Origin of the sequence: Actinomadura parmotrematis, assembly GCF_019458805.1 — a bacterium.
Lineage (GTDB): Bacteria > Actinomycetota > Actinomycetes > Streptosporangiales > Streptosporangiaceae > Spirillospora > Spirillospora parmotrematis.
Window position 1 is genome coordinate 157,354 of record NZ_JAIBOA010000006.1, and the last position, 22,866, is coordinate 180,219.

Annotated in this window: 23 protein-coding genes; 15 read left to right on the plus strand and 8 right to left on the minus strand. The window is 74.9% G+C overall.

Annotated elements, in window-relative coordinates:
- Window positions 1-20 precede the first annotated feature (20 nt).
- Both K1Y72_RS11505 and K1Y72_RS11510 read left to right on the plus strand, forming a co-directional pair.
- Window positions 21-317: a ribbon-helix-helix domain-containing protein gene (locus K1Y72_RS11505; RefSeq protein WP_220166207.1), complete on the plus strand. Its 297-nt coding sequence runs from the start codon at window positions 21-23 to the stop codon at window positions 315-317.
- A gap of 42 nt (window positions 318-359) precedes the next feature.
- A complete protein-coding gene (locus K1Y72_RS11510) occupies window positions 360-914 on the plus strand; it encodes an NUDIX domain-containing protein (RefSeq protein ID WP_308287015.1) in 555 nt (184 codons plus the stop codon).
- 7 nt (window positions 915-921) lie between these two features.
- On the opposite strand, the gene K1Y72_RS11515 is transcribed toward K1Y72_RS11510, so the two are convergent.
- Window positions 922-2,403 (minus strand): glutamate-cysteine ligase family protein, encoded by a 1,482-nt coding sequence (locus K1Y72_RS11515; RefSeq protein WP_220165908.1) that lies wholly within the window; start codon window positions 2,401-2,403, stop codon window positions 922-924.
- A gap of 217 nt (window positions 2,404-2,620) precedes the next feature.
- Between K1Y72_RS11515 and K1Y72_RS11520 the strand changes: the two genes are divergently transcribed.
- Window positions 2,621-3,991: a sensor histidine kinase gene (locus K1Y72_RS11520; RefSeq protein ID WP_220165909.1), complete on the plus strand. Its 1,371-nt coding sequence runs from the start codon at window positions 2,621-2,623 to the stop codon at window positions 3,989-3,991.
- A 54-nt stretch (window positions 3,992-4,045) separates the two neighbouring features.
- Here K1Y72_RS11520 and K1Y72_RS11525 read toward each other — a convergent pair whose 3' ends face one another.
- A complete protein-coding gene (locus K1Y72_RS11525) occupies window positions 4,046-4,600 on the minus strand; it encodes a YceI family protein (protein WP_220165911.1) in 555 nt (184 codons plus the stop codon).
- Window positions 4,601-4,778: 178 nt separating this feature from the next.
- Here K1Y72_RS11525 and K1Y72_RS11530 point away from each other — a divergent pair, with 178 nt between their 5' ends.
- The gene (locus K1Y72_RS11530) at window positions 4,779-5,459 is read left to right on the plus strand and encodes a TetR/AcrR family transcriptional regulator (RefSeq protein ID WP_220165914.1); all 681 of its coding nucleotides are present in this window, start codon (window positions 4,779-4,781) and stop codon (window positions 5,457-5,459) included.
- Here K1Y72_RS11530 and K1Y72_RS11535 read toward each other — a convergent pair.
- Genes K1Y72_RS11535 through K1Y72_RS11545 form a run of 3 tightly spaced genes read right to left on the minus strand, consistent with a single transcriptional unit; the run spans window position 5,425 to window position 7,796 of the window.
- A complete protein-coding gene (locus tag K1Y72_RS11535; RefSeq protein ID WP_258572285.1) occupies window positions 5,425-5,895 on the minus strand; it encodes an NUDIX hydrolase in 471 nt (156 codons plus the stop codon). The genes K1Y72_RS11530 and K1Y72_RS11535 overlap by 35 nt on opposite strands.
- Window positions 5,896-5,949: 54 nt before the next feature.
- Window positions 5,950-7,143, minus strand: a complete 1,194-nt coding sequence (locus tag K1Y72_RS11540; RefSeq protein WP_220165915.1) for a sensor histidine kinase — start codon at window positions 7,141-7,143, stop codon at window positions 5,950-5,952.
- Entirely contained in the window at window positions 7,140-7,796 is a 657-nt protein-coding gene (locus K1Y72_RS11545) for a response regulator transcription factor (RefSeq protein ID WP_220165917.1), read from the minus strand. The genes K1Y72_RS11540 and K1Y72_RS11545 overlap by 4 nt, the downstream gene beginning before the upstream one ends.
- Before the next feature lie 126 nt (window positions 7,797-7,922).
- On the opposite strand from K1Y72_RS11545, the gene K1Y72_RS36215 reads away from it, so the two are divergent.
- The 6 genes from K1Y72_RS36215 to K1Y72_RS11570 all read left to right on the plus strand — a co-directional run bounded on the left by K1Y72_RS36215 (window position 7,923) and on the right by K1Y72_RS11570 (window position 13,197).
- Window positions 7,923-8,396 carry a hypothetical protein gene (locus K1Y72_RS36215; protein ID WP_258572286.1) on the plus strand — a complete coding sequence of 158 codons (474 nt, stop codon included), beginning with the start codon at window positions 7,923-7,925 and terminating at the stop codon, window positions 8,394-8,396.
- Window positions 8,393-9,451 (plus strand): peptidoglycan-binding protein, encoded by a 1,059-nt coding sequence (locus tag K1Y72_RS11550; RefSeq protein ID WP_308287016.1) that lies wholly within the window; start codon window positions 8,393-8,395, stop codon window positions 9,449-9,451. The genes K1Y72_RS36215 and K1Y72_RS11550 overlap by 4 nt, the downstream gene beginning before the upstream one ends.
- Window positions 9,448-10,113, plus strand: a complete 666-nt coding sequence (locus K1Y72_RS11555; RefSeq protein WP_220165919.1) for an ABC transporter ATP-binding protein — start codon at window positions 9,448-9,450, stop codon at window positions 10,111-10,113. Before K1Y72_RS11550 ends, K1Y72_RS11555 begins: the two co-directional genes overlap by 4 nt.
- Window positions 10,110-11,297: an ABC transporter permease gene (locus K1Y72_RS11560; protein WP_220165921.1), complete on the plus strand. Its 1,188-nt coding sequence runs from the start codon at window positions 10,110-10,112 to the stop codon at window positions 11,295-11,297. The genes K1Y72_RS11555 and K1Y72_RS11560 overlap by 4 nt, the downstream gene beginning before the upstream one ends.
- Before the next feature lie 241 nt (window positions 11,298-11,538).
- On the plus strand, window positions 11,539-12,450 hold the full coding sequence (locus K1Y72_RS11565; RefSeq protein ID WP_220165923.1) for a DNA-processing protein DprA: 912 nt from the start codon (window positions 11,539-11,541) through the stop codon (window positions 12,448-12,450).
- Window positions 12,451-13,197 (plus strand): hypothetical protein, encoded by a 747-nt coding sequence (locus tag K1Y72_RS11570; RefSeq protein WP_220165925.1) that lies wholly within the window; start codon window positions 12,451-12,453, stop codon window positions 13,195-13,197.
- 45 nt (window positions 13,198-13,242) lie between these two features.
- Here K1Y72_RS11570 and K1Y72_RS11575 read toward each other — a convergent pair whose 3' ends face one another.
- A complete protein-coding gene (locus K1Y72_RS11575; RefSeq protein WP_220165927.1) occupies window positions 13,243-14,433 on the minus strand; it encodes a lipid-transfer protein in 1,191 nt (396 codons plus the stop codon).
- A 162-nt stretch (window positions 14,434-14,595) separates the two neighbouring features.
- On the opposite strand from K1Y72_RS11575, the gene K1Y72_RS11580 reads away from it, so the two are divergent.
- From K1Y72_RS11580 to K1Y72_RS11595, 4 genes are all read left to right on the plus strand, one after another.
- Window positions 14,596-16,179: an acyl-CoA synthetase gene (locus tag K1Y72_RS11580; protein ID WP_220165929.1), complete on the plus strand. Its 1,584-nt coding sequence runs from the start codon at window positions 14,596-14,598 to the stop codon at window positions 16,177-16,179.
- Window positions 16,180-16,208: 29 nt separating this feature from the next.
- Complete coding sequence (locus tag K1Y72_RS11585; protein WP_220165931.1) at window positions 16,209-17,066, plus strand: MaoC/PaaZ C-terminal domain-containing protein; 858 nt, start codon at window positions 16,209-16,211, stop codon at window positions 17,064-17,066.
- 95 nt (window positions 17,067-17,161) lie between these two features.
- Window positions 17,162-18,025 carry a hypothetical protein gene (locus tag K1Y72_RS11590; protein ID WP_220165933.1) on the plus strand — a complete coding sequence of 288 codons (864 nt, stop codon included), beginning with the start codon at window positions 17,162-17,164 and terminating at the stop codon, window positions 18,023-18,025.
- A 22-nt stretch (window positions 18,026-18,047) separates the two neighbouring features.
- Window positions 18,048-19,733: a WD40 repeat domain-containing protein gene (locus K1Y72_RS11595; protein ID WP_220165935.1), complete on the plus strand. Its 1,686-nt coding sequence runs from the start codon at window positions 18,048-18,050 to the stop codon at window positions 19,731-19,733.
- On the opposite strand, the gene K1Y72_RS11600 is transcribed toward K1Y72_RS11595, so the two are convergent.
- Window positions 19,730-20,422, minus strand: coding sequence for a TetR/AcrR family transcriptional regulator (locus K1Y72_RS11600; protein ID WP_220165937.1), 693 nt, complete (start codon window positions 20,420-20,422; stop codon window positions 19,730-19,732). The genes K1Y72_RS11595 and K1Y72_RS11600 overlap by 4 nt on opposite strands.
- Before the next feature lie 209 nt (window positions 20,423-20,631).
- Here K1Y72_RS11600 and K1Y72_RS11605 point away from each other — a divergent pair, with 209 nt between their 5' ends.
- Window positions 20,632-21,867 carry a hypothetical protein gene (locus tag K1Y72_RS11605; RefSeq protein ID WP_220165939.1) on the plus strand — a complete coding sequence of 412 codons (1,236 nt, stop codon included), beginning with the start codon at window positions 20,632-20,634 and terminating at the stop codon, window positions 21,865-21,867.
- A gap of 46 nt (window positions 21,868-21,913) precedes the next feature.
- Here the strand turns inward: K1Y72_RS11605 and K1Y72_RS11610 are convergent, their stop codons facing one another.
- Window positions 21,914-22,858 (minus strand): NADP-dependent oxidoreductase, encoded by a 945-nt coding sequence (locus K1Y72_RS11610; protein ID WP_220165940.1) that lies wholly within the window; start codon window positions 22,856-22,858, stop codon window positions 21,914-21,916.
- Window positions 22,859-22,866 lie beyond the last annotated feature (8 nt).

A 22,866-nucleotide genomic window follows, 5' to 3' on the forward strand; every position in this document is an offset into this window, starting at 1 on the left:
GCGGGAAATGGTCCGCTCACATGGCTGGAAACGTTGGCGACACGGCGCACGCCCCCGCGGAAGAGGCCGGTGCGCCGGGCGGGACGTCGCGGCCGGGGCGCGCGGGCGGTCCGCTGGAGCGGCTGACGGTCAACCTGACGGCGCGGTCGTCGCGGGCGCTGGAGGAGGCCGTGCGGATGACGGGCGACAGCAAGACCGACACCGTCAACCGGGCCGTGCAGCTCTACGCGCTGATCGAGGAGATCATCACCTCGGGCGGCACGGTCTACGTGCGCGAGGCCGGCGGGGACGAGCTGCAGCGGCTGCGCTTCATCTGACCGGGCCGCACGGGCGGCGGGGCGGCCCTACGCTGAGGGACTGTGACGGACGGTGAGATCAGGCGGGTGTCGAGCAGGACGGTCTACGAGAACGCGTGGATGGCGGTCCGCGAGGACGAGATCGAGCGGCCCGACGGGAGCCGCGGCGTCTACGGCGTCGTCGACAAGCCCGACTTCGCGCTGGTGGTCCCGATGGAGCGCGGCGGCTTCCACCTGGTGGAGGAGTACCGGTACCCGCTCGGCCGCCGCACCTGGAACTTCCCGCAGGGCTCGGCGCCCGGCCGCGCGGCGGTGCCGCCCGCCGAGCTGGCGCGGCGCGAGCTCGCCGAGGAGACCGGGCTGCGCGCGGACGCCCTCACTGAGCTCGGCCGCCTGGACAGCTCGCACGGCACGACGGGCCAGGGCGTCACGGTGTTCCTGGCGACGGGCCTGCGCGCGGGCGCCCACGACCGCGAGCCCGAGGAGCAGGAAATGCGGCAGTGCTGGATCACCCGCGCCGAGTTCAAGCGCATGATCCGCGACGGCCGGATCACCGACGACTCCACCGTCGCCGCCTACGCCCTCCTCCTGCTGCACGAGGAGGAGGGCGGCGTCTAGCGGCCGGTCAGGGCCCGACGGGCCAGGTGTGCGCGGGCTCGCCCTCGCGCATCAGCTCGGCGTAGCGGCGCGTCATGAGGCGGAGCGCCTCGTGGCGGGGCAGCCCGAACGACTCCTCGATGGCCTCGACGGTGTCGACCTGCCAGGCGGCGCCGGTGCGGCCGGTGACGGCGCGGCGCTCGATGATGCCGAGCAGCCGGTCGGCGCGGGCGGAGTCGACGTCCCACCTGTCCAGGCCCTCGCGCGCCAGTGGCAGCAGGTGGCGGAGGACCAGCTCCGACACCGGGATCTCGCCGAGGCCCGGCCAGTACTGGGTGGCCTCCATGCCGTCGCGGGCGGCGCGGTGCAGGTTGTCCTCGGCGGCCTGGAACGACATGCGCGACCAGATGGGCCGCTCGTCCTCGGCGAGCATCCGGACGAGGCCGTAGTAGAACGCGCCGTTGGCGACGATGTCGGCGACGGTCGGCCCGGCGGGCAGGACGCGGTTCTCCACCCGCAGGTGGGGGCGGCCCTTGACGACCGCGTAGATCGGCCGGTTCCACCGGTAGACGGTGCCGTTGTGCAGGGACAGCTCGGCGAGCTCGGGGATGCCGCCGGCGTCCAGGACCTCCAGCGGGTCCTCGTCCTCGCAGAGCGGCAGCAGCGCCGGGAAGTAGCGGGTGTTCTCCTCGAACAGGTCGAACACCGAGGTGATCCACCGCTCGCCGAACCAGACGCGGGGCCGGACGCCCTGCGACTTCAGCTCCTCGGGGCGGGTGTCGGTGGACTGCTCGAACAGCGCGATGCGGGTCTCCTGGTGGAGCCGGTGCCCGAACAGGAACGGCGAGTTCGCGGCGAGGGCGACCTGGGCGCCGGCGACGGCCTGCGCGGCGTTCCAGTGGGCGCCGAACTCGTCGGGGCTCACCTGGAGGTGGAACTGGACGCTGGTGCAGGCCGCCTCGGGGATGATCGTGTCGGCGTGCATGTGCAGCGGCTCGGGGCCGTCGATCTCGATCCGCATCTCCTCGCCCCGGGCGGCGAAGATCTGGTCGTTGAGCATCTTGTAGCGGGCGTTGCTGGACAGCGCCTCCTCGCCGATGTCGGAGCGGCGCAGCGTGGGCAGGATGCCGATCATGGCGAGGCGGCCGCCGACCTCCTCGGCGCGGCCGTCGGCGTGCTCCAGGAAGTCGCGGACCTCGGTCTCCAGCTCGCCGGTGGCGGAGCCGCCGAGCTCCCGCGGCGGGATGTTGATCTCCAGGTTGAACTGGCCGAGCTCGGTGGCCCACTTGGGGTCGGCGATCGCCTTCAGCACGTCGGCGTTGCGCATCAGCGGGTCGCCGATGTCGTCGATCAGGTTGAGCTCGATCTCCAGGCCGATGTGCGGGCGCTCGAAGTCGAACTGCGACTCGCCGAGCATGCGGGCCAGCGTGTCGAGGCAGCGCCGTACCTTGTCGCGGTACCGGCGCCGGTCCTCGCCGCTGATGGTGACCGGGGTGACGTCCCTGCCCATGTGACCGTCCCAGCTGTCCGGGGAACTATCACCGAACGGATGTCCCATCTGGCGTCCCTGAAACGTGAACCCGCATTTCGGATGCCCGATTTGTTACTGGTGGGTACCTTGGGGCGGGCGCCGGACGGATCGTGACGTTCCGTCACCACCGGGCGTGCGGTCGGGCAGAATGGCCGGGCGCCCGGCGCCGGGCGGACCGTCTGCGGGAGGGGGGACCATGCGGCTGCGACCTCGGTCGATCAGGGGGCGCGACACGCTGGTCGCCGCCGTGCTCGCGCTGCTGGTGTTCGGCGCCATCGCCGCCGCCGCCGACGTGTCGGCACGGAACGCGACGGACGCGGCGCGGCTGCAGGACGTGCAGCTCGCCGCGCGGCGCGCGTCCGGCGGCGTCCGCGACGGGACGCTGGCGACGCCGATCCCCGACGACTCGCGCGGTCGGGTGCTCGTGCAGGTGCTCGGCCCCGGCGGGCACCTGCTGGACGCGACGCCCGCCGCGGCGGGCCGGCCGGCGCCGACGCGCCGCTGGCCGCCGCCGGCGGAGCGGGTGCAGGACTTCACCGAGTGCCGCGGGCGCGGGCCGGGCGGCGCCTGCTGGACGATCGAGGCGATCCGGGTCACCACCGCGCCCGACTCCGTCGTCGTCTACGCGGCCCGCCGGGTGCCGCAGTACCTGGTCAGCGGGCTGCTGGAGGCGCTGCTCGCCGCCGCGGTGCTGCTGCTGTCGGCGCTCGTCGCGTGGGTGACCTGGCGGGTCGTCGGGCGGACGCTGCGGCCGGTGGAGCAGATCCGCGTCCAGCTCTCGGAGATCAGCGCCTCGGACCTGTCGCGGCGGGTGCCGGCGCCGGCGGGCGAGGACGAGATCGCCCAGCTCGCCCGCACCGCCAACGAGACCCTGGACCGGCTGGAGCGCGCCGTCGCCCGGCAGCGCCAGTTCGCCTCCGACGCCTCGCACGAGCTGCGCACCCCCATCGCCGGCCTCCGCGCCAACCTGGAGGACGCGGCGATGCACCCGGGCGACACCGACCTGGGCGAGGTCGTCACGTCGGCGCTCCGCGACACCGACCGGCTGGAGTCGATCGTCACCGACCTGCTGCTCCTCGCCCGCATCGGCACCGGCGGGACGGCCGCGCAGGAGGACGTCGACCTCGGCGCCCTCGCCCGCGCCGAGATCGAGCGCCGCGCGGGCGCCGCCGGGACCGCCGTGGAGATCGCCGCGGAGCTCGCGCCGGACGTCCGGGTGCGGGGCGTGCGGATGCAGCTCGTCCGGCTGCTGAACAACCTGCTCGACAACGCCGTCCGGTTCGCCGGGACGCGCGTGGAGGTGACGGTCGCGGCGGACGGCGGGCGGGCGCGGCTCGCCGTCGCCGACGACGGGCCCGGCATCCCCGCCGCCGACCGCGAGCGGGTCTTCGAGCGGTTCACCCGCCTGGACACCGCGCGGAGCCGCGGCGCCGGCGGGTTCGGCCTCGGCCTCGCCATCGCCCGCGAGATCGCCGAGGCGCACGGCGGGACGCTGCGGGTCGCGGACTCGGCGTCCGGCGCCCGGCTGGAGCTGGACCTGCCGCCGGCGGAGGGCGAGGACGGCTGAGACGCCGAAGGGCCGCCCCCGGCGGGGGCGGCCCTTTCGCGCGGCTGCGGGAAGTCAGGCGCGGACGGCCTGGATCTCCAGGTGCACGTCGACCTTGTCGCCGAGGAGGGCCTTGTCGCCCTGCAGCGGGACGTTGAACTCGACGCCGAAGTCCTTGCGGCTGATGGTGGTGGTGGCCGAGAAGCCGGCGCGCACGCCGCCCCACGGGTCGTCGCCGACGCCGTTGTACTCGACGGCCAGGGTCACCGGGCGGGACACGCCGCGGATGGACAGCTCGCCGTCGACGAAGTACTCGCCGTCCTCGGCGCGGACGCCCGTCGTGGTGAAGACCATGTTCGGGTGGTTCTCGACGTCCAGGATGTCGGCGGACCGGATGTGCTGGTCGCGGTCGGCGTTGCGGGTGTTCACCGAGGTGATGGCGATCTCGGCGGTCGCGGTGGACGCGGCGAGGTCCTCGGCGATCCGGATCGCGCCGGAGAACTCGGTGAAGGTCCCGCGCACCTTGGACATCAGGTGCCGGACGGTGAAGGAGACCTCCGAGTGCGAAGGGTCGATGTTCCAGGTGCCGGCGGTCAGCTCGGGGGCGACGGTGGCGGTGGCGATGCTCACGGGATTCTCCTCGATCGGCGGGGTACTTGAACCTTCAAGCGACGTCCCGAAGGTTAGTTGAATCTTCAAACAGCGTCAACCGCCGGCCCATTCCCGGCGCGCCCGCCCCGTCCCGGGCACCCCCGCCGGTGCCCTCCACATACAGCGCGTCCTGTTTGTTCGCGGCTATCCTGCGTCCATGCCCACCGCCGCCCGCCCCCGACGCACGCAGGAGGAGCGCACCGCCGCCACCCGGCGCCGCCTCCTCGACGCGACCGTCGAGTGCCTGGTGGAGCACGGCTACCACGGCACCACCACGACGCGCGTGGTGGACCGTGCCGGGGTCTCGCGCGGCGCGCAGGTGCACCACTTCCCGACCAAGAACGCCCTCGTGCTCGCCGCCGTGGAGCACCTGGCCCGCAAGCGCGCCGACCAGATCGTCGAGCAGCACCTCGACCGGCTGCGCGCGTCGCCGGACGCCGTCGGCGACGCCCTGGACCTCGTCTGGGAGGTCCATCAGGGCCCGCTGTTCGAGGCGTCCATGGAGCTGTGGACGGCGGCGCGCACCGACCCCGACCTGCGCGAGCACGTCGCCGATCTGGAGCGCCTGGTCACCGGCGGCATCCTGGAGCTGTCGCGGGCGCTGCTCGGCGACCGCGCCGACGACCCGGGCTTCCGCGGCGACGTCTACCTGGTGCTGGAGACGGTGCGCGGCCTCCGGCTGCTCCAGTTCATCCATCCGACGACGCCCGAGCGGAGCCGCGAGCGCTGGCTGCGCAGCCGGGAGCGGCTCCGCCCGATGATCGCGCGCTGGAGCGAGGCGGTGGCCGGCCCCGCGCCGGGACTCAGCGGCGGCGGCGCGCCCGGACCGACCGGATGAGGTCGCGCTGGCGCTGCGGCAGGGACGCCGGCAGCTCGTCCGGCGCGCACCAGCGGGCCTCCAGGATCTCGGCCTCCTCCAGGCGCAGCTCGCCGCCGACGAGATCGGCGGCGTAGAAGACCTCGACGCGGTTGCGGAAACCGCTGAACACCCCGACCGGTACCTCCCGGACGCGCACTCGCAGCGCCGTCTCCTCGCGCACCTCGCGCGCGACGCCGTCGGGGAGCCGCTCGCCCGCCTCCACGTAGCCGCCGGGCAGGCCCCAAGGGCGGCGCTCGGACCACAGGCGGTGCCGCAGCAGCAGCACGCGGCCCTCCTCGTCATGGACGATGCCCGCCACGTAGACCAGGAACGTGTGGTGCCGCATCCGGGCCAGCCGCCATTGCGCGCGGCCGCCCAGCGACTTCCAGAGCCGTTCGGTGAGTGTGTGCAGCATCCGCCGGGTTCCGTGGGGCGAGGGTGGGTCCGGCCAGGTTACTCGCGCGGCCCGTCAGCCGGGCGGTTCCGGGAAGACGACCGTCACGGCGAGGCCGCCGTCCTCGCGGGCGCGCGCGTCCACCTCGCCCTCGTGCGCGCGCGCGATCGCCCGGACGATCGACAGCCCCAGCCCAGCGCCCTTGGCGGTGACGAGCCGCTCGGTGTCCTGGCGGCGGAACGGCTCGAACAGGCCCGCCACGTCATAGGGCGCGACGGCCGGGCCGCTGTTGGTCACCTCCACCTCCGCGCGGCCGTCGCCGTGACTCCGGCACGCGACCCGCACCCAGCCGCCCGGGCCGGTGTTGTGGCGGATGCCGTTCTCCACCAGGTTCTGCACCAGCCGCTCCAGCAGCAGCGCGTTGCCGACGGCCATCGCCTCCGCCGCGTCCGCGCGGACGTCCACGTCGGCTTTCGCGGCCTCGGGCGCGGTCTGCGCGAGGACGTGGCCGACGATGTCGGCGAGGTCGACCGGCGCGGTGCCGGTGAGCCGCTGCTCGGAGCCCGCGAGCAGCAGCAGGCCCGAGATGAGCCGCTCGTGCCGGGTGTTGATCTCCAGCAGGTCGGCGCCGAGCCGCCGCACCTCCGGGGGCGCGTCCGCGCGGTGCATCGCGAGCTCCACCAGGGCGCGGCCGAGGGTGAGCGGGGTGCGCAGCTCGTGCGAGGCGTTCGCGACGAACCGGCGCTGCCCGTCGAACGACCGGTCGAGGCGCTCCACCATCGTGTCGAAGGTGTCGGCGAGCTCCTTCACCTCGTCGTCGGGGCCGCGCAGCGCGATCCGCTCGTGCAGGACGTCGCCGGCGGCGGGCGCGGCGGCGATGCGCCGCGCGATGTCGGTGACGCGGTGCAGCGGCGCGAGGACGCGGCCGGCGAGCAGCCAGCCGACGCCCGCGGCGATGCCGCCGACGGCCGCGAGCGCCACCGCGCCCTGCACGAGCAGCGACGTCGTCGCGGCGTCGTGCAGCCGGTCGTGCTCGGCGCGCATCGCCCTCCCGGCGTCCCGGGCCTGCGCTTCGGCGTCCCGCGCCTCGGCGGCGGCCGCCCCCGACGTCGGCACCGGGCCGACCGTCCGCAGCGTCACGAGGTTCGGCTTGCCGCGGTCGAGCTGCTGCTCGAACAGCAGGTAGGTGGCGCCGAGCAGCACCGTTCCGGCGACGAGGAACAGCCCGGTGTAGGTGAGGGTGAGCCGGGCCCGCAGCGAGAGCCTCACGGGATCCGGTACCCCGCGCCCGTGACCGTCTCCACGACCGGCGGGTCGGCGAGCTTGCGCCGCAGCTTCAGCACCGCCAGCCGGACGGCGCCGGTGAACGGGTCGGCGTGCTCGTCCCACGCCTTCTCCAGCAGCGTCTCGGCCGACACGACCGCGCCGTCGGCGCGCAGCAGCTCGGCGAGCACCGCGAACTCCTTCTTCGCGAGCGGCACGTACCGGCCGTCGCGGAACACCTCGCGGCGCGCCGGATCCAGGGTGATGCCGGCGCGGCGCAGCACCGGCGGCGCCGCCGGGCGGCTGCGGCGGCCGAGCGCCAGCACCCGCGCCGCCAGCTCGGCGAACGCGAACGGCTTGGCGAGGTAGTCGTCGGCGCCGAGGCCGAGCCCGGCGACGCGGTCGGCGACGTCCGCCGCCGCCGTCAGCATCAGCACCCGCGCCGCCGCGCCGCCCGCGGCGAGGCCCCGGCAGACGTCGTCGCCGTGCACGACCGGCAGGTCCCGGTCCAGCACGACCACGTCGTAGCCGTGGACGGCGAGCCGCTCCCGCGCGGCGCCGCCGTCGTGCACGACGTCCACCGCGTGCGCCTCGCCGCGCAGCCACTCGGCGACCGCGGCCGCGAGCATCGGCTCGTCCTCCACCACCAGCACGCGCATCCGCGTCCCCTCTCGTCGCCGCCATCGTGGCGGGCGGGGCGTTTCCTCCGCGTTAGCCCGGACGGAAACGGCGGGGAAACGGCGCCGCCTGTTGCATCGGGCCGGAACCGACCCGAGGAGAGACCGATGCGCATCATCGCCACCGTCCCGATCGCCCTCTGCCTGAGCCTCGCCGCCGCCTGCGGGGGCGGCGGCGGCAGGACCGGCGCGTCGTCGGCGAGCCCGACGGCGAACGTCCAGGACAAGGGCGTCCAGTACGCCCAGTGCCTCCGGCAGCACGGCCTCGACGTCAAGGACCCCGAGCCCGGCAAGGGGCTCATGCTGACTCTCAAGGGCGTCCCGAAGGACGTCGTCGACAAGGCCATGGAGGCGTGCCGGCAGTACGACCCGATGGCCGAGCAGTCCGGCGCCGTCGACCCGAAGATGGAGGAGAACGGCCGCAAGTACGCCGCCTGCATGCGGCAGCACGGCGTCGAGAAGTTCCCCGACCCGCAGCCGGGGCAGCGCGGCATCCGCATCACGCCCGAGGTCGGCGAGGACCCCGACTTCGCGAAGGCCGACCAGACGTGCCGTCCGATCATGCAGGGGCAGGGCAAGTGAGGCGGCGCCGCCTCCTCGCCGCCGCGGCCGGGCTCGCGGGCGCCGCCGTCGCCGCCGCCACCCTCGGCGCGCTGCGCGACGACGGCGCCCCGGCCGCCGCGTCCACGGCCCCCGCCCGCACCGCGCCGGTCACCCGGCAGACGCTCCAGGACGGCAAGACCGCGAGCGGCACGCTCGGCTACGGCACCGCCACCACCGCCACGAGCCGCCTGCCCGGCACCCTCACCCGCGTCCCCGGCACCGGCGACACGATCACCCGCGGGCACGCCCTCTACGAGGTCGACGGGCACCCCGTCACCCTGCTGTACGGGGGCACGCCCGCCTACCGGACGCTGCGGGAGGGCATGTCGGGCGCGGACGTCAAGGCCCTGGAGCGCAACCTCAAGGCGCTCGGCTACGACGGGTTCACCGCCGACCGCGACTTCACCTCCGGCACCGCCGCCGCCGTCCGCGAATGGCAGGACGATCTCGGCGAGGACGAGACCGGCGAGGTCGCGCTCGGCAGCGTGGTGTTCGCGCCCGCCGCCGTCCGCGTGGACGCCCTCCTCGCCGGTGAGGGCGACCCGACCGGCCCCGGCCGCAAGGTGCTCACCTTCACCGGCACCGAGCGCGCCGTCACCGCCTCTCTCGACGTCGACGACCTGCGCCTGGCCCGCGACGGCGCCGCCGTCACGATCGAGCTGCCCGACGGCGCGGAGGTGCCGGGCCGCATCTCCAGCGTGTCCACCGTCGCCAAGGCCGCCGCCGCGCAGGGCGGCGACCCGACCACCGAGGTCCGCGTCGAGATCGCGCTCGGCGCCAGGGCGCAGCGCGCCGCCGCGGCCTACACGCTCGCGTCCGTCGACGTCGACTTCACCGCCGGCGTCCGCCGCGGCGTGCTGACCGTCCCGGTCGCCGCGCTCGTCGCGCTGCCGGCCGGCGGGTTCGGCGTGCAGGTCGTCAAGGCCGGCGGGGCGGCGTACGTGCCGGTGAGGACGGGCCTGTTCGCCGGCGGCCGCGTCGAGGTGTCGGGCGCCGGCCTCGCCCCCGGGACGGCCGTGGGGGTGCCGGAATGATCGAGCTGACCGAGGTCACCAAGCGCCACCCCGGCGGCGTCACCGCCCTCGACCGCGTCTCGCTGCGCGTCGGCGCGGGCGAGATGGTCGCGATCGTCGGGCCGTCGGGGTCGGGCAAGTCGACCCTGCTCAACATCATCGGGACGCTGGACCGGCCGACGAGCGGCGACGTCGTCATCGACGGCCGCCGCGTCGGCGGCCTCGGCGACGCGGCCCTGTCGGAGCTGCGCGCGGGCCGCATCGGGTTCGTGTTCCAGCAGTTCCACCTGGCGCCCGGCACGAGCGCCCTCGGCAACGTCGCGGACGGCCTGCTCTACACGGGCGTGCGGCGCGCCGAGCGGGCGCGCCGCGCCGCCGCCGCGCTGGAGCGCGTCGGCCTCGGGCACCGCCTGGACCACCGGCCGCACGAGCTGTCGGGCGGCGAGAAGCAGCGCGTCGCGATCGCCCGCGCCGTCGCCGGCGACCCGCCGCTGCTCCTCGCCGACGAGCCGACCGGCGCGCTCGACACCGCGTCCGGCGCGGGCGTCCTCGACCTGCTGCGCGGCCTGCACGCGGCCGGCACCACCGTCGTCGTCATCACCCACGACCGGGAGATCGCCGCCGCGCTGCCGCGCCGGATCGCCGTCCGCGACGGCCGGATCGCCGCACCGGAGCCGGCGTGACGGCCCGGCTCGCGCCCCGCGACGCGATCGCCGTCGGCGGCGCCGGGCTGCGCACCCGGCCGCTCCGGGCGTTCCTGTCCGCGCTCGGCATCGCCATCGGCATCGCCGCGATGGTCGGCGTCGTCGGCCTGTCGGCGTCCTCGCGGGCCGGCCTCGACCGGGAGATGGCGCGGCTCGGCACCAACCTGCTCACCGCGCAACCCGGCACGGACATGACGGGCGCGCAGGCCGAGCTGCCGCTCACCGCCGAAGCGATGGCGCGGCGGGTGGACGGCGTCCGCGAGGTGGCGGCGATCGGGCACCTGGACGGCGTCGCCGCCTACCGCACCGGGAAGATCCCGAAGACCGACACCAACGGGATCGGCGTCTACGCGGCCCGCACCGGCCTGCCGTCCGCGACCGGCGCGCGCCTCGCCGCGGGCCGCTGGCTGGACGCCGCGACCGGCTCCTACCCGGCCGCCGTCCTCGGCGCGACCGCCGCCCGCCGCCTCGGCGTCGCCGCCCCCGGCCCGGACGCGCAGGTCCTCGCCGGCGGCCGCTGGTTCACCGTCATCGGCGTCCTGGAGCCGGTCGCGCTCGCGCCCGAGCTGGACACCGCCGTCCTCGTCGGCTGGCCCGCCGCGACGTCGGCGCTCGGCTTCGACGGGCACGCCACGACCGTCTACACCCGCGCCCGCGACGCGGCCGTGGAGCGCGTCCGGTCGGTGCTCGGCGCGACCGCGAACCCCGAGGCGCCGGACGAGGTGCAGGTGTCGCGGCCGTCGGACGCGCTCGCCGCCAAGCGCGCGGCGGGCCGCGCCTTCACCGGGCTGCTCCTCGGGCTCGGCGCGGTCGCGCTGCTCGTCGGCGGCGTCGGCGTCGCGAACACGATGGTGATCTCGGTGCTGGAGCGGCGCGCCGAGATCGGGCTGCGCCGCGCCCTCGGCGCCCGGCGCGGGCAGGTCCGCGCGCAGTTCCTCACCGAGGCGCTGCTGCTCAGCCTGCTCGGCGGGATCGGCGGCGCCGTCCTCGGGGCCCTGGTCACCGCCGGGTACGCGCTCTGGCAGGGCTGGCCGCCGGTCGTCCCGCCCTGGGCGCTGGCAGGCGGCCTCGCCGCGACCCTCCTGATCGGCGCCCTCGCCGGCCTCTACCCGGCCGTCCGCGCCTCCCGCCTCCCCCCGACCGAGGCCCTCGCCGCCCCCTGACCTCCGCCGCCGGCCCCGCCCGGGGCCGGCGGCGGGCGTCAGCGGGCGGGCTTGTAGACGGTGACGACGGCGGACCGGGGCGTGAGTTCATCGACGACAAGAAAGGCGGGTCGCCTAAGCTTCGGAAGGGAGAGGGAGGGGCCGGCAGTGGACATGTCCCACCGCTCCGCCATACTCGAACTCATGTTCGACAACGGGGTGGAGGTGGGGAATGACGGGATCGCCTTCGTACGCTGACGGCATGGACATGGCCAGTCATGAGGAGCGGGCCGCCCTGGTGGCTCTCCTGCAGGTCAGGCCGGGCGGGATGAAGTGGGCCGACATCACCGCCGAGGTCGTCGAGGCGGGAAGCGCGCTCCGGGTCTGGGAGCGCCTGGTCCAGCCCTCCCTCATGCCCTCGCCCGGAGAGGCGGACCCGCTGGAGAGCGCCGCGGGGGACATCGCGGCCTGGGCGGCGCAAGGCCACGCGATGCTCACCGTCCTGGACGGCGAGTACCCCGCCCGGCTCCGCGGAGTCCATCAGGCGCCGCCGGTCCTGTTCGCGCTCGGCTCGGTGTCGCCCCATGACCGGGCCGTCTCCGTGGTGGGATCCCGGCAGGCGTCCGAGCGCGGACTCGGTATCGCCGCCGGCATCGCGCGCGGCCTGGTGGAGCGCGAGGTGACCGTCATGGCCGGTCTCGCACTCGGCATCGATACCGCCGCCCACCGCGCGGCGCTCGACGCGGGCGGCCGGACCGTCGCCGTCATCGGCACGGGGATCAACAAGGTGTACCCCGCCGCCAACCGGGACCTGCACGGGGAGATCGCCGAGCGCGGCCTGCTGCTCTCGCAGTTCTGGCCGGACGCGCCGCCGCAGAAGCACACGTTCTTGATGCGGAACGCGACCATGTCCGGGTACGGTCTGGCGACGGTCGTCGTGGAGGCGGGAGAGCACAGCGGCGCCCGAGCGCAGGCCCGCCTGGCGGTGGAACATGGGCGCCCGGTCGTCCTCACCGACCTGGTGGTCGAGAGGAACCGGTGGGCGAAAGAGCTGGTCGGTCGTCCCGGCGTTCATGTCGCGTCGGTCCTGTGGGACGTGTTCGACGCCATCGACGGGTTGATCCAGGAGGAAACGTTGATCGATGCCGAACTGCGGCGGCTGGTATCGGCCTAGATGCTCGAATCGGAGGTCGAGCGGCGCCTCTGTGCCGCACTGATCGCGACCGCCGGCGGCTACCTGCGCAATCCCGTACGGAAGAGCGGGGTCACGTGCGACGTGTGCACGACACCGGTGGAGGGCGGGTACCGGACCTGCTACCGATGCAAGCAGCATCGTCTGCACAGCGGGGTCGCTGATGCGGTGGCGCCCGTCACCTACGCCGTCGCAGGCTCGCAGTCGGGATACATGATGCGGGGCTACAAGGCGTTCCCCCGAAAGGTCGAAGGTCCTTACCGGGTCGTGTCGCTGCTCACCGTGCTCGCCTTGGAGAAGCACGCCCTGTGCGCCGAGCCGATGGCCGACGCCGCGGTGACGCACTGGGCCTCGGTGCCCTCTCTGCCCGTCAAGCCGGGCGAGCACCCCTTCCACCGGATCGTCAGCGGCACGGCGCCCGGCAGGGAGGCCGTCCTGGAGGCCGCTTCAGGAGTCGCGAACGCGCGGGCCGTGGACGGCGGCCATTTCACCGTGCGCGGTCCCCTCCCCAAGGGAGCGCATGTGCTCCTTCTGGACGACACGTGGACGAGTGGCGGGCATGCCCAGTCGGCCGCGCTGTCGCTCCGCGAGGCCGGCGCCGACCGGATATCCGTTCTCGTGGCCGCACGCTGGATGAAGAGCGACTACCAGCACAACGCCCGGTTTCTCGGCGAACTCCCGGACTTCGACCCCTACATCTGTCCGTGGACCGGCAGCGTCTGTCCCTGACCCCTCCGCCGCGGCCCCGGACGCCCGGGGCCGCGGCGGCGGGCGTCAGCGGGCGGGCTTGTAGACGGTGACGACGGCGGCGCCGCCGAGGCCGATGTTGTGCTGGACGGCGCCGGTCGCGCCGTCCACCTGGCGGGCGTCGGCCTGGCCGCGCAGCTGCCAGGTCAGCTCGGCGCACTGGGCGAGGCCGGTCGCGCCGAGGGGGTGGCCCTTGGAGATGAGCCCGCCGGAGGGGTTCACCACCCAGCGGCCGCCGTAGGTGTTGTCGCCGGAGTCGACGAGCGCGCCGCCCTCGCCCTCGGCGGCGAGCCCGAGCGCCTCGTAGGTGATCAGCTCGTTGGTGGAGAAGCAGTCGTGCAGCTCGACGACCTGCACTTCGTCCGCGCCCATCTGCGCCTCCTCGTAGGCGCGCCGCGCGGCGAGGGCGCTCATCTTCGCTCCGACGAGCGTGATCGCGCTCTTGTCGGTGAAGGTGTCGCGGGTGTCGGTCACCATCGACTGCCCGGCGATCTCCACGGCGCGGTCCCACAGCCCGTGCTCGTCCACGAACCGCTCGCTCGCGATGACCGCGGCGCCCGACCCGTCCGACGTCGGCGAGCACTGGAGCTTCGTCAGCGGCTCGTAGATGGTGCGGGCCGCCCGGATCTCCTCCAGCGTGTACTCGTCCTGGAACTGGGCGTAGGGATTGTTCACCGAGTGCTTGTGGTTCTTCAGCCCGATCCGCGCGAACTGCTCGGCCGTCGTCCCGTACCTGGCCATGTGCTCGCGGCCCGCCGCGCCGAACATGTACGGCGCGATCGGCTCGCCGCCCCAGTCGAAGAGCTCGAACGTCTCCTTGATGTGGTTCAGCATCGGCTGCTCGCGGTCCTCGTAGGTGGTGCCGAGCGAGCCCTTCTGCATCTTCTCGAACCCGAGCGCGAGCGCGCAGTCCACGACGCCGGCCTTCACCGCCTGCCGCGCCAGGAACAGCGCGGTCGACCCCGTCGAGCAGTTGTTGTTGACGTTGACGACCGGGATGCCGGTGATCCCGAGCTCGTAGACGGCCCGCTGCCCCGACGTCGACTCGCCGTACACGTACCCGACGTAGGCCTGCTGGATCGCGTCGTAGGCCACCCCGGCGTCCGCGAGCGCCCTGGTGCCCGCCTCGCGCGCCATGTCGGGGTAGTCCCAGTCCCGGCTGCCGGGCTTCTCGAACTTGGTCATGCCGACGCCGACGACAAAGGTCCGGTTGCTCATGCTTCGCGCCTCCCTGGAGTCGCCGGTGACGCTAGGCCCCACCTAAGAAACAGTCAAGCATGTATGTTTCTGGCCGCCGGCGGAGGGCGCCGGGGCTGTTTGAGAAACAGTCGGGCTTGTATGTTTTTCTCCGGACCAGTCCCGAGCGCCCCTGGAGGACGGATGCCGCGCACCTTCAACCTCGCCGACCTGTTCGAGGTCGTCGCCGACGCCGTGCCGGACAAGCCCGCGCTCGTCGCCGGGGACGCGCGGCTGACGTACCGGGAGCTGGACGAGCGCGCCAACCGCGTCGCGCACCACCTCGCGGACGCCGGGGTCGGGGCGGGGGACCGGGTGTCGATCCTGTCCTACAACCGGGCCGAGTGGCTGGAGGCGCAGCTCGGCGCCTACAAGCTGCGGGCCGTGCCGGTGAACGTCAACTACCGGTACACCGCCGGGGAGCTCGCGCACGTCATCGGCGACTCGGGGTCGGCGGCGCTCGTCGGGGAGCGCGCCCTCATCGCGCGGCTCGGCGAGGCCCGCGACGGGCTGGCGGAGCTGCGGCACGTCCTGGTCATCGAGGACGGTTCGGCGGACGACGTCCCCGGCGCCGTCCGGTACGAGGACGCGCTGAAGGGCGCCTCGCCCGGGCGGGGCTTCGGCGAGCGGTCCGGCGACGACCTCTACCTCCTCTACACCGGCGGCACGACGGGCCTGCCGAAGGGCGTCATGTGGCGCTCGGAGGACATCTTCATGTCGGCGATGTTCGGCGGGAACATGATGGGCGACCCCATCCCCTCGCCCGAGGCGCTCACCGAGAAGGTCCAGGACGGCGGCGTCACCACGATGGTGTGCGCGCCGCTCATGCACGGCGCCGGCATGTGGGTCGCGTGGATCGCGCTCACCTCCGGCTCCACCCTGATCCTGTGGACCGGCCACGCCTTCGACGCCGCGCGCGTCCTGGACGTCGCCGCCGCCGAGGGGGCGCAGGTGCTGCTGCTCGTCGGCGACGTGATGGCCCGCCCGATCGTCGCCGAGCTGGAGCGCGGCGGCCGCGACACGTCCTCGATCGCCGCGATCGGCACCGGCGGCGCCGCGACGTCCCCGGACGTCAAGGCGCGCCTGCACGAGCTGATCCCGACGCTGCTCGCGGTGCTGGACGCGTTCGGCGGGTCGGAGACCGGCGCGTCCGGGCAGGCCGTCGAGCCCGCCGCCGACGGGTCGCCGCGCTTCATGCCGCGCGGCGACGACGTCGCCGTCCTCGACCACGACCTGCGCCGCGTCCCCGCCGGGTCGGACGAGATCGGGCAGCTCGCCCGCACCGGCCGCATCCCCCTCGGCTACTGGAACGACGAGGCCAAGACCGCCCGCACGTTCGTCACCGGCGCCGACGGGAATCGGTGGGCGCTCCAGGGCGACATGGCGAAGGTCGACGCCGACGGCGCGATCGTCCTGCTCGGCCGCGGCTCGCTGGTCGTCAACACCGGCGGCGAGAAGGTGTTCGTCGAAGAGGTCGAGGCGACGCTGAAGACGCACCCGGCCGTCTACGACGCGCTCGTCGCCGGCGTCCCCGACGAGCGGTACGGCTCGCTCGTCGCCGCCGTCGTGTCCACCACCGCCGGCGTGACGCCGGACGAGCTCACCGCGCACTGCCGCGCCACCCTCGCCGGGTACAAGGTGCCGCGCCGCGTCGTCATCGTGGACGAGGTGAAGCGCTCCCCGGCGGGCAAGGCCGACTACCGCTGGGCCAAGTCCACCCTGTCCTGACCCCCGAAACCCCTGTAGGAGCATCCCCGATGAGCGAGCAGCGGCTGAGGACCGAGAACCTCGGCGTGTGGAGCGACCCGTTCGAGTTCAAGGTCGAGCGGGACCGCACGGTCGCCTACGCGAAGGCGACCAACGACGCCAACCCCGTCTACCTGGAGGGCGAGACGGCGCCGCCGGTCTTCGCCATCGTGCCCGTCTTCGAGGGCATGATCGGGCCGCTGTTCACCGTCGTCCCCGACAGCCTCATCCCGTTCGTCGTGCACGGCGAGCAGGACATGGTGTTCCACCGCCCGATCGAGCCCGGCGCGACGCTCGTGTCGCGCGCGATGGTGACGGGCTTCTCGTCCAAGCGGTCCGGCAGGACGGTGTCGGTGAAGCTGGAGACCCGCACCGCGTCGCCGGAAGGGGCCGGCGACCTCGTCGTGGAGCAGTGGATGGTGTCGTTCTTCCGCGGCTTCCAGGCGGGCGAGGACGCCGGCGAGGTCGCGCCGCCGCACCCCTTCCCCGAGGAGCTGCGGGACGCCGCGCCGGTCGCCGAGGTCGTCCAGCACGTCGACGACGACCAGACGTTCCGCTACGCCGAGGCGTCCGGCGACCCGATGCCGATCCACCTGGACGAGGAGTTCGCGAAGTCGGCCGGGCTGCCCGGCATCATCGCGCACGGCCTCTGCACCATGGCGTTCACCTCCCGCGCGGTGATCGAGTCGGTCGCGGCGGGCGACCCGCGGCGGCTGCGGCGCCTCGCGGTCCGCTTCTCCAAGCCCGTCCTGCCGGGCGAGGACGTCACCACCCGCATCTGGGACGCGGGCGGCGGCGCCTACGCGTTCGAGACGACGTCCGGCAGCGGCGACGTCGTCATCAAGGACGGCCGCGCCGAGATCGGCTGACCCGTCCCGCCCCCGCCCCGGCGGCCGGATGCGGCCGGGGCGGGGGCGGGGATTGCGCCCGGCGCGGCGGGCCCGCACCATGCGGGGAAACGACCGTGGGAGCTCCCATGCGGCCGATCCTCGCCGTGACGTTCCTCCTGGCGGCGCTCGCCGCGTGCTCGGGCGAGCCCGAACCGGAGCGCGCCGCGAGCACGCCGCCGCCGTCCCCGTCCGCCTCCGCCTCGCCCGTCCCGACGGCGCCGTGGGAGGCCGGGCAGTGCGTGAACCTGCGCTGGGACGAGGGCGACGAGCCCGCCACCACCCCCGCCGGACGCGCCGTGCCGTGCGGCGCCCCCGAGGCCGCCGGGCGGATCGTCAAGCTCGTGCGCGGCGGATCGGACGCCGCGCGGACCGCCTGCCCCGCCGAGACCGACGGGTTCGTGAGGACGCCGGCCGACGACTGGGCGTGCACCGTCAACACCAGGGACCCGCACCCCGGGCGGCCCGGCCACGGTGGCGGCGTCCTGCGCGTCGGCGACTGCATTTACGCCGCGCCGCCTGCCGCCGGCGCCGCCGGGCCGGTCGAGCGCGCCTGCTACGACCGGTACGGCCCCGGCAAGATCAGCAGCTTCCAGAAGTCCAAGTCGCGGTGCCGCGACAAGAACGGCGACCTCGCCGACTTCAACAGCACCCGCCGCACGCACCCGTCCCTGCCCGTCATCTGCCACGGCTACGGCGCGGACGTCCGCGAGCCGGGGCCGCAGTTCGAGAACGGCACCTGCGTCGAGAAGCCCGCCACCACCGAGATGCCCCTCGGCACGATGATCTTCGGGGGGCTGCGCGAGACCGGCTGCGGCGAGGACGCCTGGGCGCGCGTCGTCGCCACCGTCGACATCGGCCGCCGCTGCCCCGGCGGCGCCGACCGCCAGGTCTCCGACAGCGGCCACTACCCCGGGCTGATCTGCCTGCGCACCACCTGACCGGCGGCTAGATTGACCCCCCATGGGGGAGATCATCGACTACGGGCGTTTCGCGGAGCGCCGCCGGGCGGGCGGCCGCTGGGAGGCGCTCCGCCGCCTCCAGGAGGAGTGGGGCTACCGCGTCCCCGAGGGCGCCGAGCCGTGGCGGCGCGAGCTGGAGGACGAGCACCGCGCGTACGTCCGCGACCTCGCCGGGCGCGCGGGCGACACCGACCCCGGCCTGCCCGTCCCCGCCGCCCTGGAGGAGTGGTGGGACCTGCCCTTCAACTCCTTCACCCACAGCCCCGGCCTGTACGGGACGAACCCCGCCTACCCGCCGACGCTCTGCCCCGACCCCGACGGCTACAACGTCTCGGGCGGCCTGCCCGCCGGGTCGCCGTACCTGCCGGCGAACGGCGACGCGCGGCTCTGCATGTTCATGGCCGAGAACCAGCACTGCAACGAATGGGCCTACCTCGCCGCCGAGTCCGGCGAGGACGACCCCAAGGTGCTGGTCGGCGTCGGCGACGACGAGTGGGAGTTCCAGGCGGCGTCCATCTCGGAGTTCTTCCTGCTCCTCGCCGTCGACCGCCTCTGCTCCCACTTCGGCTGGACGGCCGAGGAGGACGCCGACGAGGCGCTGCTGGACCGCGTCCGCGCCCGCTACCCGTCCCTCGGCCTGGCGCCGTGGCGCGAGCTCGGCGCCGAGGTCCACCTGTACGGCGGCCCCGACGTGATCCTGTTCCACGAGGCGGGGGACAGCCTCCACCGCCCCGGCCTGCTCGTCTGCGGCCGCACCGAGGACGCCGTCCGCGCCGCCGCCCGCGCGCTCGGCGAGGACTGGGAGGTGTTCCGGCCCGAGGCGCTCCCGCCGCTCCTCGCCCTCGCCGAAGGCGACGAGGGCGACGGGTGGGCCGTCGCCGCCGTCCTCGACGAGCCGCTGGAGGCGCCCGCGCCCGAGGCGGGCGGCCTGCGCGCCACGATCGACGCCGACGGCTACGAGCCCGCCGTCGTGATCGGCTCCGGCGGCGGCGTGCGCGTGGAGGAGGCGGACGAGGGCGTCGCGCAGGTGGCGGAGCGCCGCCCGGCCGTCCGCGCCGTCGCGGCGGGCGCGACGTCGGCGGGCCCGGCGTTCGCCGCCGTCTGGGAGGACGGCCTGGCCCGCCTGTGGGACGTGGGGTCCGGCGAGAGCGCCGACGTCCGCCTCGGCCCCGGGATCGCGGCGCTGGCGTTCGCGCCGGACGGCCGGCTCCGCGCCGGCGGCCCGACCGGCACCGCCGTCCTCGACCTGGACCCCCGCGGCCTCTGGCCGTTCCGCTCCGTCCTGACCCTCTTCCGGCGGCTCGACTGGGACGCGCTCGGCGCCCCCGCCTTCCCCGGCCTGTTCGCCGCGGCCCGCGGCGGCGACGCGGCGGCCGTCGCGGACCTGGACGCGCTGCTCGCGCCGGGCGGCGACCTGTCCGAGGCCGCCTCGTTCGCGCTGCTCGGCCTGCTCGCCGTCGCCGAGCGGGACGGCGACGGCCCCGTCCACGCGGAGCTGCTGGACCTCGCCGCGCGGATCGTCGCGGCGGCCCTCGCCGGGAAGGGCGACGCGCCCGGCCCGGTGCACGGCGCGCCGCCGGGCGACCGCGTCCGCGAGCTCGCCGCCGAGGTCCGGGCCGCCTTCGGCGCCGACGACGTCGCCGACGACCCCGCCATGGCGCGCTTCCTCGCGGCCTGCGCCGGCTAGACCGGCCGGTCCGGCGGGACGGCGAGGACGCGCAGCACGATCGCCGTCACCTCGTCGACGAGCCGCGGCAGGCTCGCGGTGTCGTTCTCGGCGCACTTCACAAAAACGATTTCGGCGACGGCTCCGACGGCCCCCGCATAATCATATTCCGACGGCTCCGGCCATTCGGGATGGTCGCGCGAGGAGCGTGCGTGCCACGCTTTCAGCAGTTCCGCGATGGAGGCGTAGGAACGCTGGCGGCGGCGCAGCGCGCGCGGCCCCGCGGCGGGCAGTTCGAGCATGAGGCAGCGCGTGTACTCCGGTTCCTTCGCGCAGAGCGCCAGGTAGGCCGCGAGCCCGGAGCGCAGCAGGTCGCGGGCGGTGCGGCCGGGCGGCCCGGCCGCCTCCCGGCGCGCCGTCAGCTCGCCGACGACGGCGCGCTCGGCCTCGTCCACGGCGGCCAGGAGGCAGTCCTCCAGATCCTCGAAGTGATCGTAGAACGCCTTGCGGGACACGCGCGCGCGGCCCACCACGCCCGCGACGGTGGTGCCCGTGTAGCCGAGCTCGGCCACCGAGGAGATCATCGCGCGCAGCAGCCGGCCGCGCTGCGCCGCCCGCACGACCTCGGCGGGCAGGCTGCTGCGGCCGCGCGGCAGCCCGGGGCGGTCCGCCCCGTACACCTCGGCCAGCCGGCTCCCGGAGTCGCTCATCCATCCCGTCCCGTTCGGTGAACGGCGCCATCCTAGCGAGGCCGCGAACGCCTTTGTGCGGCACCCGTGAAATGCCGCTTCCGAAGACCGCTGCTAAATCCGCCGCGCCTTTTCGGTACCGGCATGGATATCGCCGCTCCGGCCCCGCGGAGATCCTGTGCGTACCCAGGAGTATCCCCGTATACCTGTGGAACCGGAGGTCCTCTCCCATGCGAGTCCCCCACCCCCTGCGGCGGCCCGCGGCCGCGCTGGCGGCGGCGACGGCGGCGTTCTGCCTGCTGCTCCTCGCCCTCGTCCAGCCGCCCGCGCACGCGCTGCCGCCAGGCGACGTCCCGGCCGTCGGCGCCGACACCGGCCGGTTCAAGCTCCCGATCGGCTGCACCATCACTCTCGGCGGCCTGCCCGTCTTCTACCTGCCGACCGACGTGGACGTGCAGGGCGTCGCGCCCGTCCAGCTCGGCCCCGGCCAGCGGTTCTACCTGAGCCAGGGCTCGGGCAGCATCACGTTCCCGTCCTGGCTGACGTCGCTCGCGCCGATCCTCGGCATCGACAAGGCCGACGCGCGCGTCACCGACCTCAGCATCGGGGCGAGCGACTCGACGCCGTCCGTCATCAACATCGCGAAGGACGAGCCCTTCGAGATCAAGGACATCGCGATCAAGGCGGGGCAGGCGCTCAAGGTCGGCCTGCCGCTCGACGGCACCTTCGACGTCGGCCCCTACACCGCGCCCTCGTCGGGCAAGGTGACGCTCGCCTTCGACCACGCCGTCGCCGAGATCGACCTGAAGTCCTCGCTCGGCTTCAGCATTCCGATCAAGGCCGACTGCACGCCGTCGGCCGGCAACGCGCTGCTCACGATCGCGGTCGGCGGCGCGCCCGGCCAGCCGCCCGCCAAGATCACCGGGGTGCCGCTGAACTTCCCCGAGCCCGCTTCCAACGAGCTCGTCGGCATCGTCGACGCCCCCTACGCCTGCAAGGTCGGCGCCGACACCCTCGACGTCGGCATCGCGGTCGGCGCGCACATCCCGCTGATCGCCAAGAAGGGCGCCGCGTTCTCCTTCACGCAGGCGAGCGGCGCCCTCGTCATCCCCGCCGCCACCGTGGACCGGCTCATCGCCGCCGGGCACACGACGGCGGCCGGGCGGGTCACCGCGCTGAACCTGGCGGTGGAGGGCGGCACCCCGGCCGCCCAGAACGTCATCCCGGCCGGCGGCATCGCCATCCCGAGCACCCCGCTCGTCCGCGGCAGGCAGATCGTCGTGCCGCTGCCCGCGGACGGCACGCTCACCGCGGGGCCGTTCACCCCGGCGCCCGGCGCGGCCAGCGTCGCGGTGTCGCTGGGCGACGCCGCCGCGAGCCTGACGTTCGACGGCGGCCCGGCCGTCGCGGCGTCCTGCGCGACCCCGTCGCCGCGCGTCTACCTGGTCGACAACCCCGTCACCTGACCGGGCGGGCCGGGCCGCGCGCCCCCGCGGTCCGGCCCGAGCGGGGTCAGACGAGCAGGACGGTGCGGCCGCTCGCCTCGCCCGCGCGGCTCGCGGCGAGCGCGGCCGGGGCGTCCTCCAGCGGGCGCTCGCGGTCCACGGCGACGTCCAGGCGGCCCGCCTCGATCAGCGCCGCGACCTCGCCGAGCGACTGCGGGGTGTCGCGGACGGCGAAGTTCATGCCGCGCAGGTCGCGGGCGGTGAGGGCGTCCGCGTCCACGCCGCGCACCGCGCTGATGTAGGTGCCGCCCGGCCGGAGCAGGGACGCGAGGCGGCCGGTGTCCGCGGTCCCGTGCACCAGGTCGACGATCACGTCGACGCCGCCCGGGTGCGCCCGGTACACCTCGCGGGACAGCTCGCCCGCGTCGCGGCCGACGGTCTCGGCCGCGCCGAGCCCGCGCAGCGCGTCCGCGCGGCCGTCGCCCGCGGTGCCGATGACGTGCGCGCCGAGGTTCGCGCCGAGCTGGACGACGCCGCGCCCCACCCCGCCCGTCGCGCCGATCACCAGGACCTTCTGCCCGGCGTCCACGTCGGCCTTCCACAGCAGCCCGTAGGCGGTGAGCGCCGGGATCGGCGCGGCGGCCGCGCGGGCGAAGCTGAGCGAGGAGGGGATCACGGCGAGCGGGTCGTCCGGCCCGGCGATCGCGTACTCGGCGTACGAGCCGAGGCCCCGCGCCGTCTGGTAGAACGACCCGAACACCCGGTCGCCGACCTTCACCCGCCGCTCGCCGGGGCCGACGGCGGCGACGGTGCCGGCGCCGTCCACGCCGAGGACGAGCGGGAACCGCACGTCGTGGACGTCCTTGCGCAGCCCGTCGGCGATCTTCCAGTCGAGCGGGTTCAGGCCCGCCGCGACGACCTGGACGAGCACCTCGCCGGGGCCGGGATCCGGCCGCGGGACGTCGATGATCTCGGGCGTGTCCCCGTAGGCGGCGACGGTGATGGCTCGCATGGCCCCTT

Excerpts from the sequence above, each read along its gene's own strand:
- K1Y72_RS11505 (WP_220166207.1), top strand. The coding sequence starts at position 21 with ATGGCTGGAAACGTTGGCGACACGGCGCACGCCCCCGCGGAAGAGGCC.
- K1Y72_RS11515 (WP_220165908.1), bottom strand. The coding sequence starts at position 2,403 with ATGGGCAGGGACGTCACCCCGGTCACCATCAGCGGCGAGGACCGGCGC.
- K1Y72_RS11520 (WP_220165909.1), top strand. The coding sequence starts at position 2,621 with ATGCGGCTGCGACCTCGGTCGATCAGGGGGCGCGACACGCTGGTCGCC.
- K1Y72_RS11530 (WP_220165914.1), top strand. The coding sequence starts at position 4,779 with ATGCCCACCGCCGCCCGCCCCCGACGCACGCAGGAGGAGCGCACCGCC.
- K1Y72_RS11535 (WP_258572285.1), bottom strand. The coding sequence starts at position 5,895 with ATGCTGCACACACTCACCGAACGGCTCTGGAAGTCGCTGGGCGGCCGC.
- K1Y72_RS11545 (WP_220165917.1), bottom strand. The coding sequence starts at position 7,796 with ATGCGCGTGCTGGTGGTGGAGGACGAGCCGATGCTCGCGGCCGCGGTC.
- K1Y72_RS36215 (WP_258572286.1), top strand. The coding sequence starts at position 7,923 with ATGCGCATCATCGCCACCGTCCCGATCGCCCTCTGCCTGAGCCTCGCC.
- K1Y72_RS11555 (WP_220165919.1), top strand. The coding sequence starts at position 9,448 with ATGATCGAGCTGACCGAGGTCACCAAGCGCCACCCCGGCGGCGTCACC.
- K1Y72_RS11565 (WP_220165923.1), top strand. The coding sequence starts at position 11,539 with ATGGACATGGCCAGTCATGAGGAGCGGGCCGCCCTGGTGGCTCTCCTG.
- K1Y72_RS11570 (WP_220165925.1), top strand. The coding sequence starts at position 12,451 with ATGCTCGAATCGGAGGTCGAGCGGCGCCTCTGTGCCGCACTGATCGCG.
- K1Y72_RS11575 (WP_220165927.1), bottom strand. The coding sequence starts at position 14,433 with ATGAGCAACCGGACCTTTGTCGTCGGCGTCGGCATGACCAAGTTCGAG.
- K1Y72_RS11580 (WP_220165929.1), top strand. The coding sequence starts at position 14,596 with ATGCCGCGCACCTTCAACCTCGCCGACCTGTTCGAGGTCGTCGCCGAC.
- K1Y72_RS11585 (WP_220165931.1), top strand. The coding sequence starts at position 16,209 with ATGAGCGAGCAGCGGCTGAGGACCGAGAACCTCGGCGTGTGGAGCGAC.
- K1Y72_RS11595 (WP_220165935.1), top strand. The coding sequence starts at position 18,048 with ATGGGGGAGATCATCGACTACGGGCGTTTCGCGGAGCGCCGCCGGGCG.
- K1Y72_RS11600 (WP_220165937.1), bottom strand. The coding sequence starts at position 20,422 with ATGAGCGACTCCGGGAGCCGGCTGGCCGAGGTGTACGGGGCGGACCGC.
- K1Y72_RS11605 (WP_220165939.1), top strand. The coding sequence starts at position 20,632 with ATGCGAGTCCCCCACCCCCTGCGGCGGCCCGCGGCCGCGCTGGCGGCG.
- K1Y72_RS11610 (WP_220165940.1), bottom strand. The coding sequence starts at position 22,858 with ATGCGAGCCATCACCGTCGCCGCCTACGGGGACACGCCCGAGATCATC.